Source organism: Sphingobacterium zeae, from assembly GCF_030818895.1.
GTDB lineage: Bacteria > Bacteroidota > Bacteroidia > Sphingobacteriales > Sphingobacteriaceae > Sphingobacterium > Sphingobacterium zeae.
On the sequence record NZ_JAUTBA010000001.1, the window covers coordinates 3,110,237 to 3,126,531 of the forward strand.

Genomic DNA, 16,295 nt, shown 5'->3' on the forward strand with positions numbered 1-16,295 from the left:
AGGATTTAAACTAGACATACAAGACAGTCATCTGTCTCGACTGCGTATATATTTAAATATCAAGATGTGCGATTAACTTTTATTAATCGCACATCTTTGTATTAATGAAAAATTGGCTTATCTAACTTTATCGCTAAACGATACACAGCATTCATCAATCCGACATGGCTGTATGCTTGAGGAAAGTTACCCCACTGACTTCCATTTTCCTCAGTAACATCTTCACTGAATAAACCGAGGTGATTACTGTAGGTCAGTAAACGCTCTAAAATCTCTTTTGCCTCATCGACCCTTCCAACACAGGCCAGCGCTTCGACATACCAAAATGCACAGACCAAAAAAGTCGATTTAGGTTTACCGAAATCATCCTGATGTTTATACCGATAGAAAAGGCCATTTTCTCCCTTTAAATCTTTCTCCAGCATTTCGAGATGATGTCGTGCCTTTTCAGATTTTGGATCTAAGTAGTCCATTACGATCAGCTGCAACGTGCTGGCATCCAGATTACTGCTATTTATTGCATTTTGATACACTTTACGATTATCATCATAACAAGCCTCAATATATGCTTCTGCCTTTTTTAGGAGAATATTTGCGCGATCTTCCATGTCTTGGTAGCCATTTTGACGCGCAATAAGTAGGGCCGCTTTGCAACCAACCCATTGAAATAAGTTAGAATAGCAATGGTGGTTTGCAAAATTTCTGAATTCCCAGATGCCCGCATCCTTTTCCTCTATCGTCGCCTCAATTTTTTCGAGGATGAAATTCACCCATCCCAAAACGTTTTTATTCTCATGAATTTTAAAGCGCTGATCAGTGAAGAGTGGCAGTAATGCAATCATTGCTTGACCATAAACGTCATTTTGAATATGTTCAAAAGCTTGATTTCCAATTCGCACAGGGCCACTTCCTTGATAACCTTCCAAGTAAGGTAAGATATGTTCTGTAAGCTCTGTGGTGCCAAGAATACCGTAAAGCGGTTGGAGTCTTCCGGGATTACGATGAGTGATGCCAGCAATGTAATTCGCGAAGCTTTCCATTTCTTCAAATTGGCCAATATGTGTTAGAGCCGTCAGTACATAATAGCTGTCGCGTACCCAGCAATAACGATAGTCCCAGTTTCTTCCAGAACCTGGATATTCAGGTAAACTAGTGGTTGAGGCGGCGATAATTGCTCCCGTGTCCTCATATTGGTGAAGCTTGAGCACCAACGCTGATCGGATAACCTCTTTTTGGTAAATATTGGGAATACTGCATCGTTTGATCCAACGTTGCCAATAACTGATTGTCTTTTGCAGAAAATCTTCACAAGTACTCTCAATGGCCGATTCAAAGGCCGAATCATAGGTGAGTACAAGATATCTGTTCTCACTTATGATGGTCCAGCTGTCATCCTGGAAGAAGTGAGAAATGGGCATGTCAGTAGTTAACCGAATTCGTTCTCCTATCTGGTCACTGGTATAAAGAATGTGATTGCTTCCGCGTGTAGGCTTGAGCGTCACACGGCCATAATCGCCCGTCGGCTGACACTTGATGTTGACACTTGGAGCCCCATAGAGGGGTTCGATTTTGCGTATCAACATTAGCGGCTTAAAATACCGGCCAAATTGTTCGAACCGTGGTGCAAAATCTGTTATACGGTAACCATAGGAATCGGTATGGATTTCTGTACAGAGTACATTGGAATTTTTGATATAATATTGTTTCGTTTCAACAATAGGCTCTTCAGAACTAATCCTGAATGTTCCGCCTTGATTTTTATCAATCATGCTGCCGAATACAAAGCTGTCCTCAAAAGACGGCCAGCACAGCCAGGATATGTTTGTGTCGATGCCGACGTGTGCAATATAAGAACAGTTACCAATGATTCCAGATTGATAGGTATGTCTTTTTTCAGTAATGTTTTCGCTCATTATTTTATAATAAGTTGATCTAAAAATTGAAGAACATCTTCTTGTTCATCTAAATAATATTTTGCTGCAGATTTATTACTGCCTACTTTGATACTTATGGTCGACTGAGGTAGGTAACGGAATAAATCCTCATCGGTAATATCATCACCAATTGCCAACATAAAATCGGGCTTTATATGGCCGGCGATTTCCAATGCAGCCTTACCTTTGTTAACTTCTGTATTTTTAACCTCAATCACAGCATTTCCATCCAACAACTGTAATCCATATTCGTTCAACATTGGATTCAATACCTCTTTAAGTTCAGTTGCCTTTAGTTCTCCCAATCCGAGTTCGACTTTGCGATAATGCCATGCTAATGAATATGGCTTAACTTCCACGAAGGCACCTGGGGTTTGATCGGCTAATTTTTCCATCAGCTTTTTTACTTCGGGCATCCAATGAAGCGCTAATCCTTTTTTATATGACCAGCTGAAATTGGGGAAATTAGACCAAATGCCGTGTTCCGCAACGAGATAATAGGACCGGCCATCAAACCAAGAAGATAAACTCTCCTGAGAACGGCCGCTTATGATAACTAACGTATTCAGGGGATCTGAAATAATGTTATCCAAAAGGTTATAGAGTAGCGTTGTGGGCGTTGCCTTTTGCGCATGATTCTGAAATTTGACCAGTGTGCCGTCATAATCCAGAAAGAAAAGTCTATTGCTACTTTTGCTATAGCGCTCAGAAATACTGTTAAATACCTTGTCCGAAATTCTTCTGGCCCATTCGTCACGCTGTATAGCCTTAGTTTCAGCTAATCGATTAGTAAAGAGCTGGACCCAATGCTGCACATTAAACTTCTTGATAATTTGCATATTGGAGTCTGCCCGTTCCTGAATCTCTTCAGGAGCCATTGTTAGCGCCATATAAATACTATCTGCAGTTTCCATACGATTAAATGGATTGATTATCAATCCATCAACGAGTTCTTTGGAAGCACCTGCAAATTCGCTTAATATCAATACACCTTTCGATAATGTTTTACTGGCGATGTATTCTTTACTGACCAAATTCATTCCATCCCGAGTGGAAGTAATCATACAAATATCTGATGCAACATATAATGCAACCAGCTCTTCGAATGGAAGCGATTTGTAGAAATATAATACTGGTGTCCAACTAAGGTTTCCATAAATGGAATTGATTTCACTTACTGTTCGATTAATCTCATCTTTCAACTTTTTGTATTGCGATACCTTATCTCTAGATGGTACGATCAGCATATATAAAACAACCTTGGCGTGCCATTCAGGGTATTTTTGGAGGAAGGTCAGGTAAGCACGCAGTCTTTCTAAAATACCTTTACTATAATCGAGCCTGTCGACTGAGATTATTATTTTTTGATCAGGAAAGTGACTTCTAAATTGGGTAGCTACAGCCTGAACTTTAGGTTCAGTACTGACTTCAACAAACTTTTGAAAGTCGATACCCATGGGAAAAGACTCTATAAAAATGTGTCGGTCTTTATATTTTAACTGATTATGTCCCGAAGAAACGTGGAGAATTTTTTTGCAGGCATTTAGAAAGTTTTGGCTATCAGCAAAGGTATGAAATCCGATAAGATCTGCTCCGAGCAAGCCTTCAACTAATTCTTTTCGCTGTGGGATGTTCATAAACAATTCCTCAGAGGGGAAGGGAATATGATGAAAATAACCGACGTTGAGTTCTTGATTTTCTGAGCGCAGCAACTGTGGGAGTAGCATAAGCTGATAGTCCTGAACCCAGATGAAATCGGACAGCTGATCGATAGAAAGAGCCGCTTCACAAAACTTTTTATTCACTGCGACATAGGTAGACCAATATTCGGGATCAAAATGGATGTAGCTCGGTTGATAGTGACAGATAGGCCAAAGCACCTCATTGGAATATCCTTCATAGAAATTGCGAATTTCGTCTTTCGATAAGAAGACAGGAAGTAAATTCATCGGTTTTAGAAGCTCAATAATTTTTTCCTGTTCCTCTTCATCTTTAGGCACAATTCCCGGCCATCCAACCCATAAGATCGCATCTGTTTCAAAGGCTGAATTTAAACCAGTTGCCAGTCCTCCTGCACTGGGTTTGATGATTAATTTTTCTTTTTTTCGTTCTATTTGTATCGGCAGTCTATTTGAAATTATTATTTTCTTCTTTTTTTTCATAAGAATATTAGATCGATTTATTTGTCGTGTAGAAGAGTTATATCGAATATAACGGTGGGTATTTAATCCATTGTTTTAACAACCTTGGCGGAAAATAGTTTGGATAAATTCAAATTACCAGGGTCAATTGGAACGAAGGCGAAGCATATTTTGGCTTATTTTAATATCTGACGAACAATCTTTGGTGCATTTATATTCAGAATAGTAAGTAAAGAAATAGCAGAAAAAAGGCCTGTAGTTTTTACAGGCCTTAACAGGGTATTTTCAATTGGATTACGATAGGCTGGCTGGAGCTTTTTCTGCGTCCAGATTTTTCATGAATTGATGGAGTATGTTACCTAGTCTACCTGAAATTTCTCCTAAAATACTTTCCCAATCTTTCACTGTGCCATCACAGTTGTCTGAAACGATTTTAATACTATGAAAGGCAAGATTCTTTTGGAAACAGAAATTTGCTAGCGCATAAGATTCCATGTCAAAAGCCATAGGGTTTAAATGTTTAATATCTTGATAAAAAGATGAATTTACATGGATAAAACGATCTGATGTCAAAAGTGCATCTTCGTAATTAAATTCATCAACCGATATTGATTCCAATACTCCCCGCCCCTTAAAAAATAATGTGTTCTCTAGAAAAAATCCATCCGTATAAGCGTCTCCTTGTGCATAATAGGAAGGATAAAGAACGTGACCAATCGGATACCGTGTACAGCCTACTGTACCAACATTGAGAACAATTGGATTAATTTCCAGTGTTTTAATGTCTTCGTAAAGTCTGGCGGCAGACAAGAGCGCATTTACTTTGCCAACACCAATTTCATAGATGTAAGTGGATTTACTTGGCGAAGGAAAAGATAGTTCGTTCTTATTTGCTACCAAGATTATTGTTTCAATATCTTTATTCAGGATCATTTAATTTTCTTCAATATATGGGTATTCAAATTCCAATTTTCCAGCAGTGATTAAATTTAAAAAGTTAACACAAGCTTGTTTTGAGGAATCAAAATCCATGAAAGTATAATTTCCACAACTAATAGGATTTTGGAAAGGAACTTCATATCCAGCTGTAAGAATTATTTCAAGAACCTCCTTCATCAACTCCGCTACGTTTTGAGGAGTTCGCTCTGTTCCGGCCAATACAACATAAAATCCTGTGCAGCATCCCATCGGGCCCACATAAATGACTTCATCACCTAAAATCGTTCTAATTTCCGTTGCAAAGCAGTGCTCCAGTGTGTGCATCACTTCAGGAGACAACATACGCTCAGGTGAATTCGGCCTAATCATTCGAATGTCGTAAGTTGTATAGTTTTCGACATTGCTGTTATTGGTCGTAGAAGCTTTCGCGTAGATCCCTTGTTTCAATTTGGTATGATCTACCGTAAAACTATTTACTTTTGCTTTTTCTTTTGTGTACATCTTAATCTGTTCAGTGCTACAAAGCTTGTGGCCTTATAGGGGGTTAAAAGTTAAATGTTAAAAATTTCTACAAAGATACTAGATTATTATAGAATAGGGCTAAAGAACGACTATTTTAATACTTCGTAATGTTCGACTGTTGGAAATGGATCGTAGTAGTGATGTAAAAGTTTCTCCCATTCCTTAAATAATGCAGACTCCTTGAAACCGATGGTATGGTCCTCTAAAGTTTCCCATTCCACCAACAGGATGTACTGATTATCCTTTTCGATGCATTTACGGAGAGAATGCGTGATATAACCTTTACTTGCACTGATATACTGGCAAGCAGTTTTATAATCTCTCTCAAAATTGGATTGTTGCCCTTCAATAATTTGTAATACAGCTACTTCTAAAATCATAATTTCGTTTTGTATGTAAGTTTAGTAATATATCAAACTTAGAGAATTTGTTTTTTATATGCAATACAGTGACAATCTTATCCAGGAAATTTATTCTATATGCAATTTAAAAAGGATTTAGGTCTTACCAATGTATCAGATGTATTTATGCATTGTTGACTCGTAAATTCATAAGCTGGAGGACTAAAGGAATTCCAGGATTACGATTTTGGGCGTTCCAAACTAATGAAAGTGTTGTTCGCTGTGGTAGATCATCCAGTTCCAAAAACGAAACATCAACATGGTATCCATTTTTTAAGGAAGACGGAACAATTGCAACACCGAGCCCCTGAGCCACCATATTAAATATAGTCAATGCATTGACTGTACGAAGCGTTACTTTGGGAATAAACTTATGATCACTGAAAATACTCATGACCAGATCGTAATAGGAGTAACTATAGTTTTTGGAAAACAAGATAAATGATTCGTCTTTTAAGTGATCCAGACTTGGATGTTGAGACGTCAAAAGCGGATGGTTATTGGGTAATACAAGACTGAAATGCTCCGTATATATCGGCTGGCTACTCAGTCCAAGCGGGGCTTCGGAGAGTCGGACGAATCCCAAGTCCAATTCTTTTTTTTCCAGCAGATCGAGCTGCGTTTCGTTTGCCAATTCGTGAAGAGATAACTCAATGTCGGGCTGCTGTTTTTTTAGTTTTATCAGTAATTCAGGCAAAATAGTCTGAACAGCTGATCCGATAAAACCGAGCTTTAAGGTACTTATTTTTCCATTGGCATAGCTCTGAAGTTGAGTTTCTATTTGTGTTAAATGTCTAAATAACTCCTGTGCCTCTTTAAAGAGATACATTCCGGCCTCTGTTAACACGACACTCCGCTTAGTACGTTCAAAAAGTAATACCCCATAACATTCCTCCAACTGCTTAATTTGCCTGCTCAAACCCGGTTGTGCAATAAATAATTTTTCCGCCGCCCTCCGGAAATGTAATTCTTCGGCCAATACTTTGAAATATAATAAGTGTCTAAACTCTATTTGATAATTCATGGTTATCAATTGATGATGAAAATGGTATTTCTGCTTATCAAATATAGCAAGTACTTTTGAGTAAAGCAGATTGGGAGATGGATAAATTTTTATATGGCAGTGGGCATTTGACTTGTTCCACAGCCTTAGCAATAGCGAAAGGATTGGTTCGGGGAGTGATATCGTCGGACGTCAGGGAAAAGATCGATCAAAGCGCCAGTTATGTCAGCAAAATAGTTGGGCGCGGCGAGGTCGTCTATGGGATCAACACGGGTTTCGGTCCGCTCTGTACCACACGCATCGATGCCGGTCAAACGCAATTATTACAGGAAAATATTCTTAAAAGCCATGCGGTCGGTGTGGGTGAACCTATAAGCGATGATTTAGCTAAGTTGATGCTTATTCTTAAAATTCACGCGCTTTCTAAAGGATTTTCGGGTGTTCAATACAATACAATTGAGCGGATGATTTGGCATGTTGAGAACGATATCATTCCTATTGTGCCAAAACAAGGATCTGTGGGAGCGTCAGGTGATTTAGCCCCTTTGTCTCATTTATTTTTACCATTAATTGGTTTAGGAAAAGTCAGGGTGAAAGGGAATGTTGTGCATACAGCCGCCATTTTGGAAAAATACGGTATGGCTCCGATTCAATTAGGCGCAAAAGAAGGGCTGGCGCTGATCAATGGGACTCAATTTATGGCAGCGCATGGCGTTATCGGCGTCATTGAACTATATCGCATGCTTCAAAATGCCGATATTATTGCCTCTTTAATGATTGAAGGGTTAAATGGCTCTATAAAACCCTTCTTTTCGGAGCTACATGAATTACGACCACATAAGGGAAATCGTTATGTTGCTGCAAGCATCTTCCATATGCTTCATGGATCAGCTATTTTGGAAAGTCACAAACACTGTTCCCGTGTGCAGGATCCTTATTCTTTGCGTTGTATTCCTCAAGTCCATGGCGCATCACGGAGCGCTTGGTTTCATTTAAAGGACACCATCGAAATTGAAATAAATGCAGTGACTGATAACCCTGTGATTATTAATGATGAACTTACGATTAGCGGTGGTAGCTTTCATGGGCAATCTATTGCATTACCTTTGGACTATGCCACACTGGCAGCGTCTGAAATTGGGAATATTTCCGATCGGAGGGTCTATTTGTCTTTAGAAGGCCAAACCAACGCTGTACCCAAATTGTTGATGAAATCAACTGGACTTAATTCAGGATTTATGATCCTTCAATATAGCACGGCCGCCCTCGCAAGTGAGAATAAAGGACTCTGTTTTCCGGCGAGTGCCGATAGCATTCCAACTTCTTTAGGTCAAGAAGACCATGTGAGTATGGGATCTGTCTCCGGACGAAAACTTTTGCAGGTGATTGACAATGTTGACAAAATATTGAGCATTGAACTGTTGTGTGCCGCCCAAGCCAAAGATTATCATCAACCGTTAACATCAACTGCTGCACTGGAAGCTATCCATGAGAGCATCCGTCAGTCCATACCACATATTGAATCGGACCAGCCAATGGAAGAGCTGCTGACCGAAGCGTTAAAATTGGTAAAATCAGGAGACCTTATTGCATTGCATGCTCAATATGCTGCTGGAGATATTGCTGCAGAACTGAAACAGCAATTTGAGTTGTTTTAAACTAAGAATGATGAAAAAGGAGTTAAAATTAGTTGGGCCTTTTAGGCAAATATTAACCCTGTCAAATATGCCGATAAAGGGGCCAATTGACGATAGCCAATTGTTTATTATTGATGAGGGGGGAATTTTAATTGCAGGAAACACGATAATGGATGTGGCAGCTTTTGATCAATTACAACAACAATGGGGGGCAGCAGGTGGATCTTATCCATATCGAGGGAGATCAGGTCGTTTTGCCAGGCTTTATTGACTGCCATACACATATTGCTTTCGCAGGCAGTCGTGCAAATGATTTCGCCCTTCGAAATGCCGGTTCAAGCTATCTGGAAATCGCGGCGGCAGGAGGGGGGATCTGGAGTACCGTATCCCATACAAGGGATTGTGATGCCCGAGAATTGGTAGGCCTCACCATAGGGAGGGCACATTTACTATTGAAACAGGGGATCACAACGATCGAAGTTAAAAGCGGTTATGGACTTGACGTTGAACAAGAACTTAAATTATTGCGTGTCATCCGCGAATCAGATCGACAAATACAACCAGACCTTATCCCAACTTGTTTGGCAGCACATATGCTTCCGCGCGACTTCAATGGGTCTGCAAAAGATTATCTCCATATGCTGGCTGAAGTTCTGTTTCCGGCATTAAAATCCGAAAGGCTATCAAATCGGATAGATGCATTTATCGAAAAAGCAGCTTTTCAGGGAGAAGACATTGTCGCTTATTTACAGAGAGCAAAAAATATGGGTTTTGATCTGACAATTCATGCCGATCAGTTTACGACTTCTGGAAGCCAGATTGCGGTGGAACTGGGTGCTATATCTGCGGATCATCTTGAAGCATCAACAGCTTTTGAAATTGAACTTATCGCACAGTCGGACACTGTCGCGGTGGCTTTACCTGCCGCTTCTATCGGATTGGGTTGCGGTTTTACACCTGCTAGAAAACTGTTAGATGCAGGCGCATGCCTAGCCATAGGTAGTGATTGGAATCCGGGGTCTGCTCCGATGGGGCAGTTATTGACAAGTGCGACGATTTTGGCAGCAGCAGAAAAATTGACCAATGCTGAACTACTCGCGGCATTAACTTACCGTGCGGCGAAGGCATTGAACTTGTCTGACAGGGGAATTTTGGTGAAAGGAATGCGTGCAGATTTTAGTTTATTTAATACCGACAATTATCAGGATATTACATATTACCAAGGAAGTTTGCAGCCTACAGCGGTATGGAAAAATGGTATGGAAGTATTATCAATATAACATCATGAAAGATACATTTAAGCGAGAGGTTGCGGAAGGCATTCCTACCACACTACCTCCAACGGTAGAGCGTGATCACACAATCAGCCACGCTCCCCGACGAAAGAATATTCTTACGAAATCAGAAGAGATGCTAGCTATACGTAATGCTTTACGCTATTTCCCTAATCTCTGGCATGCCATTTTAGCGCCTGAATTTTTACAGGAGCTTCGCGACTATGGGCGAATTTATATGTACCGTTTTAGACCACAATACACAATGTATGCCCGACCAATAGCTGATTATCCGGCCTTAAGTAAGGAGGCGGCGGCAATTATGTTGATGATTCAGAACAACCTCGATCCTGCGGTCGCACAGCATCCGCACGAATTGATTACTTATGGTGGGAATGGAGCCGTATTTCAAAATTGGGCTCAATATCGTCTTACTATGCAATATCTATCTCAAATGACTGATGAACAAACATTACATCTTTACAGTGGTCATCCGATGGGACTTTTTCCATCTTCAAAAGATGCTCCTCGTGTTGTGATAACCAATGGCATGATGATTCCAAACTATTCGAAACCGGATGACTGGGAACGTTTCAACGCGTTGGGCGTTACGCAATATGGACAGATGACAGCCGGCTCGTACATGTATATCGGCCCGCAGGGTATTGTGCATGGAACGACTATTACGGTTATGAATGCATTCCGGAAACATTTGGCGGTAGATGATACCATACAAGGTAAGGTTTTTTTGACTTCTGGACTGGGGGGAATGAGTGGAGCCCAGCCTAAAGCGGGTAATATTGCGGGATGCATAACGGTATGCGCTGAAATAAACCCTGACGCAGCAAGAAAACGACATGAGCAGGGATGGGTTGACCAATTGATAGTGAGCATACAGGAGCTCGTTAGACAGGTAAAACGGGCAGTGGAACAAAAGAAAATAGTATCCTTTGCCTATATCGGTAACATAGTTGAAGTATGGGAGGCTTTCGATCGTGAAAATATCCACATTACCGTAGGGTCTGATCAGACATCATTGCATAATCCGTGGTCCGGGGGATATTATCCCATGGGATTAACCTTTGATGAAGCAAATGTTTTATTGGCGAGTGAACCGGACAAATTTAAGCAATGTGTGCGAGAAAGCTTGGTACGACATGTTGATGCGATCAATAAGCATGTGTGCAAAGGAACGTATTTCTTCGATTACGGAAATGCATTTCTTTTGGAAAGTAGCCGTGCCGGCGCAGCAGTCTGGAATGATAAAAAGGACCAATTCCGCTATCCGTCGTATGTGCAGGATATTCTTGGTCCCATGTGCTTTGATTACGGTTTTGGGCCATTCCGTTGGGTTTGCACCTCAGGGAGGGCTTCGGACCTGAGAAAATCTGACGAAATCGCCATGACCGTTTTAGACGATCTTCGAGCAGAAGCCCCCTTAGAAATTCAGCAGCAGCTGCAAGATAATATACAATGGATTAAAGAAGCTGAGAAAAATAGACTCGTCGTCGGTTCTCAGGCGCGCATCTTATATGCCGATTCCATTGGACGTATTGCTATTGCAAAGGCCTTTAACGAAGCGGTAAAAACTGGTTTATTTGAAGGGCCGATTGTTTTGGGTAGAGACCACCACGACGTTAGCGGAACAGACTCCCCTTATCGGGAAACCAGCAATATTTATGATGGAAGTCAATACACAGCGGATATGGCTATTCATAACGTCATTGGAGATAGCTTTCGAGGCGCGACTTGGGTTTCTATCCACAATGGCGGTGGCGTCGGGTGGGGAGAAGTAATCAACGGTGGCTTTGGCCTCCTGTTAGATGGTTCAGACGAAGTGGTTGTTAAATTGGAAAAAATGTTATTTTTTGATGTGAATAATGGGATTGCTAGACGTGCCTGGGCTAGAAACAAGGAGGCAAACCAGGCGCTAGGCCGTGCGATGGAAGGAAATGTTAAATTATTAGTTACCCGTGCGCATCTTGTTGATGACCAAATTATTGAACAATTATTTGATGTGAACGAATGAAACGCTTGTTGAATGATCCTGAAATATATAGCAAAGGCGACCAAGCTGTTTGGAAAGGACGTGTAGATGGTCAGAGTCGCGAATGGATGCGCTGGCATCAAGTAATGAATTGTGTTGACCTTCATGAACCATCCGATTTGGAACAAGCCATCGCTTTTCTTGGATGCTGTAGTGATGAAGGCGTTGCACGAAATCAGGGACGAGTAGGAGCAAAAGATGGCCCTGCCGTACTTCGGAATGTATTGGCCAACCTTCCTGTTTATTTTCCAGATAAACTTAAACTTAATGATTGCGGTGACATCATATTAAAAGACAATGATTTAGAATCATGTCAGGAACATTTGGGGGCTGCTTTGAAAATTATTCTCGAACGAGAAGGATTTCCCGTCATATTAGGCGGAGGTCATGAAATTACCTACGGCCATTATCTAGGGGTTAGTCAATATCTAAAAAACGTGAATGAAAGTTTAGGTATCATTAATTTGGATGCGCATTTAGATATTCGTGCCTTACAGGATGGCAAAGGAAATTCTGGAACGGGATTCTATCAAATTGAACAGGATCAATCGGCAGCAGGTCTGCCTTTTCATTACTTAGCAATCGGAATTCAGGAAATAAGCAATACCAAGGGATTACTAAATTATGCTTGCGAAAAGAATGTAAAGATTATAGAACGCGATAGTTTGGTCAATGAGAAACTTGATGAGATTCGGGACAAAATAATTGGTTTTTCCAAATTGGTGGATTATGTGTATTTAACCATAGATCTTGATGCCTTTTCTTCAGCCTATGCCCCTGGAGTGAGTGCATCGGCATATAATGGCATAGTCCCAGATCAGCTATTTTTTATGATCTACGATTTTCTTTTGGATCTACCTAATCTGCGATCTGTCGATTTGGCTGAATTAAATCCGCATTTTGATATTGATTCGAGGACAGCCAAATTAGCGGCTGATCTACTATTTAAGCTGGTAAATAAATTAGCAGCGAAGATTGAATAAACACCGTAAAGCACGTTAGACAGTTACTCTCACGGTAGTCTAAGGAACGGCCGGGCCATAAAGATATATCCTGTTTTGTAAAAGTTTACGGATATTATTTTCTGTAGCTAATATTTTTAGTATATTTGCTTTGTGTTATGAGTGTAAATCAAAGCAAAAAACAAGAGTTTGCCATCGTGGATATAGAGACTACAGGTGGCCATGCAAAATCGAGTCGGATCACAGAGGTTGCTATTGTTATTCATGATGGTAACCAAGTTCTTGAACGCTGGGAAACATTAGTAAATCCAGGAAAGGAAATTCCTAACTCCATTTTTGCGCTTACTGGCATCAATAATGACATGGTAAAGGATGCTCCAACATTTGAGGAAGTTGCCGAGCGCATTTATGGAATGCTTAAAGACCGTATCTTTGTTGCGCATAATGTCAATTTTGATTACTCATTCATCCGTTTTCAGCTGCATGAATCGGGATTCGAATGGTCAGCGATAAAATTATGTACAGTACGCTATGCGCGAAAAATAAAGCCGGGGTTATTATCCTATAGTTTGGGACGTCTATGCGATTATTTAGATATACCGATAGAAAATAGGCATCGTGCAGGTGGCGACGCCGATGCAACTGCTATTCTTTTTGCTTATTTGAAAGTTCTGGATACTGAACAGATCTTTCAGGATATGATTAAACACAAGGCGATAGATCAACGTTTTCCGCCACACTTAAATCCGTTAGCGTATGAACAATTGCCGAATGAGGCTGGAGTCTACTATTTTCACGACAAAGATGGAAAAGTAATTTATGTGGGAAAGGCTGTAAATATCAAAAAACGGGTATTATCCCATTTTACTGGAAATAACATTCAAGCCCAAAGGCAAAATTTTTTAAAGGAAATTCATCATATCAGTTACGAATGCTGTGGGACAGAGCTTATGGCGCTACTTTTGGAATGCGCGGAGATTAAACGGTTTTGGCCAAAATACAATAGGGCACTGAAACGGTACGAACCTAAGTTCGGATTGTTTTCCTATGAAGATCAAAACGGATACCTTCATCTTGCCATTGGTAAGACAAATAGGGGACAGACATGTATTCAAGTCTTCCAGCGTGAATACGATGCAATTCAGTTACTCCAAACATTTATCCAACAAGATGCTATTAATCCGCAATTCTGTCAGTTTGGGCAAGCCAGTTTGTCAACAAAGTCCATTAAGAAGGATGTATTGCCCGATCGCGACTTACACAATACCAGAATTGAACGCTGTATTGAGGAGTGGTTGGTGCAACGTCCATCGTATGTACTGATCGATAAGGGACGTCATTGTGAAGAGAAAAGCTGTATTGTTATTGAAAATGGTACTTTCTATGGCATGGGCTATATTGATCAATACTATCAAAATTATGGTTTTGAAGATTTAAAAGCACATGTTAAAAGATATCCGAGTAATCATTACATGCTGGAATTAGTCAAAATGGCAGCAGCAAGGCATCCTGCTAAAATACATTTTTTAACAGAATCGACTTTTTTACCAAATACTGCTGCCGAACCGGATTTCCATTATGAAAAGTTAGAGCCAAATAGTCTTTTCAACTTTAGCTAATTGTCTATACTTGGTATCGTAGTCATTTTCTTAGATTTTGGTCATCTTAATCTCAATTATTTGTTAAAGAAATGTGAAATAAAAAATTGTAGATTATAATGGTCCGATAATTGAAATGTGTTTATTAGTAAAGACTTTTCATAATTTAGGTTAATAATTGGTTAGTTAAAACCTGAGGTTCCCAACCTCAGGTTTTTCTTTTTTTACTCCTTTTGGAACTAGCATTCATTTAAAACATGCAGGAGGATACGAGCTACGAAATTTGACCTTTCGACACTACTTGTTCAGTGCTTGTTCAGTGCTTGTTCAGTGATGACTCAGTATCCACTGTATAATCATTGACTGATTACTGTCTAAAAATTGAATTAAAAATGAGCCAAGGGACAAGGTGTAGTTTTTTGCGTCAAACAACTTTTTATTTAATACAAAAAGGTTTTAATCGCATGTATGTCAGTTAAATAACATTTGTCCCCGTTTTGTCCCCCTAAGTTTTTTCTCTATATAGTTAGTTTAAGCTACTTTAGTATTCGTATACTGTAACCGGCGAAATAGTAAAACAAAGATGGGGCGTTTTCTTAAAGTAGCTGCGGTATATCTTATCCATATCTTTATATATAAAAAGGGCCTTGGCCCTTTTTTTTATTTCTAATCCAGATCGCTTATTTTACCCTAAAGGTACCTTGACCTAGATTTTGATATAGATCTTTTTCTTTCGTAAGTAATAGGCGATCAACCAATTCAAAGCGACAAATAGCAATGCAAATAGGGCGGAGGATAATTGTTGATTCTGCCAACTGCCAAACAGGATATTGTAGCTAAAGTCCCAGAGATTTTGCTGGGAGACCCCTATGAGGATAAATGAGCAAATCGTTGGGATCAGCCCACTTATACAGTAAATAAGTAGTGTATTCTTGCCGAAATCATCAAAGATAATATAAAATAATCTGTTGACTTTTTGAAATTCAATAAGGTATATCAATATACATAGGAAGGATAGAGCAATACCAGTGGTAAATAGGCAATAACTACTTGTCCAGATTTTCTTATTGAGTGGGAAGAAGAACGACCAGATATAACCGGCAAAAATAAAAGATAGACCGACCAACAGTAGCACGTTCAGCTCCCTCTTACCCCTCAATTTTTGAATAATGTATTTACCTGCGATATAACCAAATAAGGTTTGACTTATGGCTGGGAATACGCTCCAAATGTCTTCAGGATCAAACGCTGTTCCTTCACCATGATAGAGATGAGAGGCTCCGAACATACTAATATCAAGTTTGGTTCCGAACCAACCGTCCAAACTATAAGGGTCTGATGGATTACTATAGTAGCAAATCAGCCAATAGCACAAAAGAAATACCGCGCTGACTATTAACGCACCTTTATCTTTAAAATAATATACTAACATAGCGCAACTGAAATAACAGATAGCGATACGTTGCAATACGCCGAAATACCTATACTTGGCAAATGGAATCCACTCGAGCTGGTGAAGACTATTCCATTCTACAAAAGGAAAAACATTTAAAAACAGACCGAGTAGAAAAAGGATGATTGTTCTTTTGACAATTTTATTCCAGTATAGTCCTGGTGCCAGCTGATCGCTATTTTTTAAAGAAAATGCCATCGAGTTTCCAACAGCAAATAAGAAAAATGGAAATATAAGATCTGTAAACGTACATCCATGCCAGATGGAGTGTTCAAGTTGCGGAAACACATGATGATAGTTGCCGGGATTATTGACGAGAATCATAGCCGCGAGTGTAAACCCACGGAAAATATCCAGTGATTTAAAACGAGTCATAATAAAGTA

12 protein-coding genes are annotated in these 16,295 nt (G+C 39.8%); 5 read left to right on the forward strand and 7 right to left on the reverse strand.

Features of this window, described 5'->3' with window-relative positions; genetic code table 11:
• Positions 1–101: 101 nt before the first annotated feature.
• The 6 genes from QE382_RS13030 to QE382_RS13055 all read right to left on the reverse strand — a co-directional run bounded on the left by QE382_RS13030 (position 102) and on the right by QE382_RS13055 (position 6,961).
• Positions 102–1,913: a glycoside hydrolase family 15 protein gene (locus QE382_RS13030; RefSeq protein ID WP_307186270.1), complete on the reverse strand. Its 1,812-nt coding sequence runs from the start codon at positions 1,911–1,913 to the stop codon at positions 102–104.
• The gene (locus tag QE382_RS13035) at positions 1,913–4,096 is read right to left on the reverse strand and encodes a bifunctional alpha,alpha-trehalose-phosphate synthase (UDP-forming)/trehalose-phosphatase (RefSeq protein WP_293957580.1); all 2,184 of its coding nucleotides are present in this window, start codon (positions 4,094–4,096) and stop codon (positions 1,913–1,915) included. The genes QE382_RS13030 and QE382_RS13035 overlap by 1 nt, the downstream gene beginning before the upstream one ends.
• Positions 4,097–4,369: 273 nt before the next feature.
• A complete protein-coding gene (locus QE382_RS13040; protein WP_307186271.1) occupies positions 4,370–5,008 on the reverse strand; it encodes a 5'-methylthioadenosine/S-adenosylhomocysteine nucleosidase family protein in 639 nt (212 codons plus the stop codon).
• Positions 5,009–5,515 carry an S-ribosylhomocysteine lyase gene (locus tag QE382_RS13045; RefSeq protein WP_307186272.1) on the reverse strand — a complete coding sequence of 169 codons (507 nt, stop codon included), beginning with the start codon at positions 5,513–5,515 and terminating at the stop codon, positions 5,009–5,011.
• A gap of 110 nt (positions 5,516–5,625) precedes the next feature.
• The gene (locus QE382_RS13050) at positions 5,626–5,916 is read right to left on the reverse strand and encodes an antibiotic biosynthesis monooxygenase family protein (protein WP_293937736.1); all 291 of its coding nucleotides are present in this window, start codon (positions 5,914–5,916) and stop codon (positions 5,626–5,628) included.
• A 145-nt stretch (positions 5,917–6,061) separates the two neighbouring features.
• On the reverse strand, positions 6,062–6,961 hold the full coding sequence (locus QE382_RS13055) for a LysR family transcriptional regulator (RefSeq protein ID WP_307186273.1): 900 nt from the start codon (positions 6,959–6,961) through the stop codon (positions 6,062–6,064).
• A gap of 77 nt (positions 6,962–7,038) precedes the next feature.
• On the opposite strand from QE382_RS13055, the gene hutH reads away from it, so the two are divergent.
• The 5 genes from hutH to QE382_RS13080 all read left to right on the forward strand — a co-directional run bounded on the left by hutH (position 7,039) and on the right by QE382_RS13080 (position 14,479).
• On the forward strand, positions 7,039–8,598 hold the full coding sequence (hutH, locus tag QE382_RS13060; RefSeq protein WP_307186274.1) for a histidine ammonia-lyase: 1,560 nt from the start codon (positions 7,039–7,041) through the stop codon (positions 8,596–8,598).
• A gap of 152 nt (positions 8,599–8,750) precedes the next feature.
• Positions 8,751–9,857, forward strand: a complete 1,107-nt coding sequence (gene hutI / locus QE382_RS13065; RefSeq protein ID WP_307186275.1) for an imidazolonepropionase — start codon at positions 8,751–8,753, stop codon at positions 9,855–9,857.
• Between the two features lie 4 nt (positions 9,858–9,861).
• Complete coding sequence (gene hutU / locus QE382_RS13070) at positions 9,862–11,880, forward strand: urocanate hydratase (protein ID WP_307186276.1); 2,019 nt, start codon at positions 9,862–9,864, stop codon at positions 11,878–11,880.
• Positions 11,877–12,881, forward strand: a complete 1,005-nt coding sequence (gene hutG, locus QE382_RS13075) for a formimidoylglutamase (protein ID WP_307186277.1) — start codon at positions 11,877–11,879, stop codon at positions 12,879–12,881. The genes hutU and hutG overlap by 4 nt, the downstream gene beginning before the upstream one ends.
• A gap of 137 nt (positions 12,882–13,018) precedes the next feature.
• Complete coding sequence (locus QE382_RS13080; RefSeq protein ID WP_307186278.1) at positions 13,019–14,479, forward strand: exonuclease domain-containing protein; 1,461 nt, start codon at positions 13,019–13,021, stop codon at positions 14,477–14,479.
• 685 nt (positions 14,480–15,164) lie between these two features.
• On the opposite strand, the gene QE382_RS13085 is transcribed toward QE382_RS13080, so the two are convergent.
• Positions 15,165–16,286 carry an acyltransferase family protein gene (locus QE382_RS13085; protein WP_307186279.1) on the reverse strand — a complete coding sequence of 374 codons (1,122 nt, stop codon included), beginning with the start codon at positions 16,284–16,286 and terminating at the stop codon, positions 15,165–15,167.
• Positions 16,287–16,295: the final 9 nt, after the last annotated feature.

What these genes read in the sequence shown, in the direction of transcription:
- QE382_RS13085 (WP_307186279.1), bottom strand. Translation starts at nt 16,286, where the DNA reads ATGACTCGTTTTAAATCACTGGATATTTTCCGTGGGTTTACACTCGCG.
- hutI (WP_307186275.1), top strand. Translation starts at nt 8,751, where the DNA reads ATGTGGCAGCTTTTGATCAATTACAACAACAATGGGGGGCAGCAGGTG.
- QE382_RS13045 (WP_307186272.1), bottom strand. Translation starts at nt 5,515, where the DNA reads ATGTACACAAAAGAAAAAGCAAAAGTAAATAGTTTTACGGTAGATCAT.
- QE382_RS13030 (WP_307186270.1), bottom strand. Translation starts at nt 1,913, where the DNA reads ATGAGCGAAAACATTACTGAAAAAAGACATACCTATCAATCTGGAATC.
- QE382_RS13055 (WP_307186273.1), bottom strand. Translation starts at nt 6,961, where the DNA reads ATGAATTATCAAATAGAGTTTAGACACTTATTATATTTCAAAGTATTG.
- QE382_RS13080 (WP_307186278.1), top strand. Translation starts at nt 13,019, where the DNA reads ATGAGTGTAAATCAAAGCAAAAAACAAGAGTTTGCCATCGTGGATATA.
- QE382_RS13050 (WP_293937736.1), bottom strand. Translation starts at nt 5,916, where the DNA reads ATGATTTTAGAAGTAGCTGTATTACAAATTATTGAAGGGCAACAATCC.
- hutH (WP_307186274.1), top strand. Translation starts at nt 7,039, where the DNA reads ATGGATAAATTTTTATATGGCAGTGGGCATTTGACTTGTTCCACAGCC.
- hutU (WP_307186276.1), top strand. Translation starts at nt 9,862, where the DNA reads ATGAAAGATACATTTAAGCGAGAGGTTGCGGAAGGCATTCCTACCACA.
- hutG (WP_307186277.1), top strand. Translation starts at nt 11,877, where the DNA reads ATGAAACGCTTGTTGAATGATCCTGAAATATATAGCAAAGGCGACCAA.
- QE382_RS13035 (WP_293957580.1), bottom strand. Translation starts at nt 4,096, where the DNA reads ATGAAAAAAAAGAAGAAAATAATAATTTCAAATAGACTGCCGATACAA.
- QE382_RS13040 (WP_307186271.1), bottom strand. Translation starts at nt 5,008, where the DNA reads ATGATCCTGAATAAAGATATTGAAACAATAATCTTGGTAGCAAATAAG.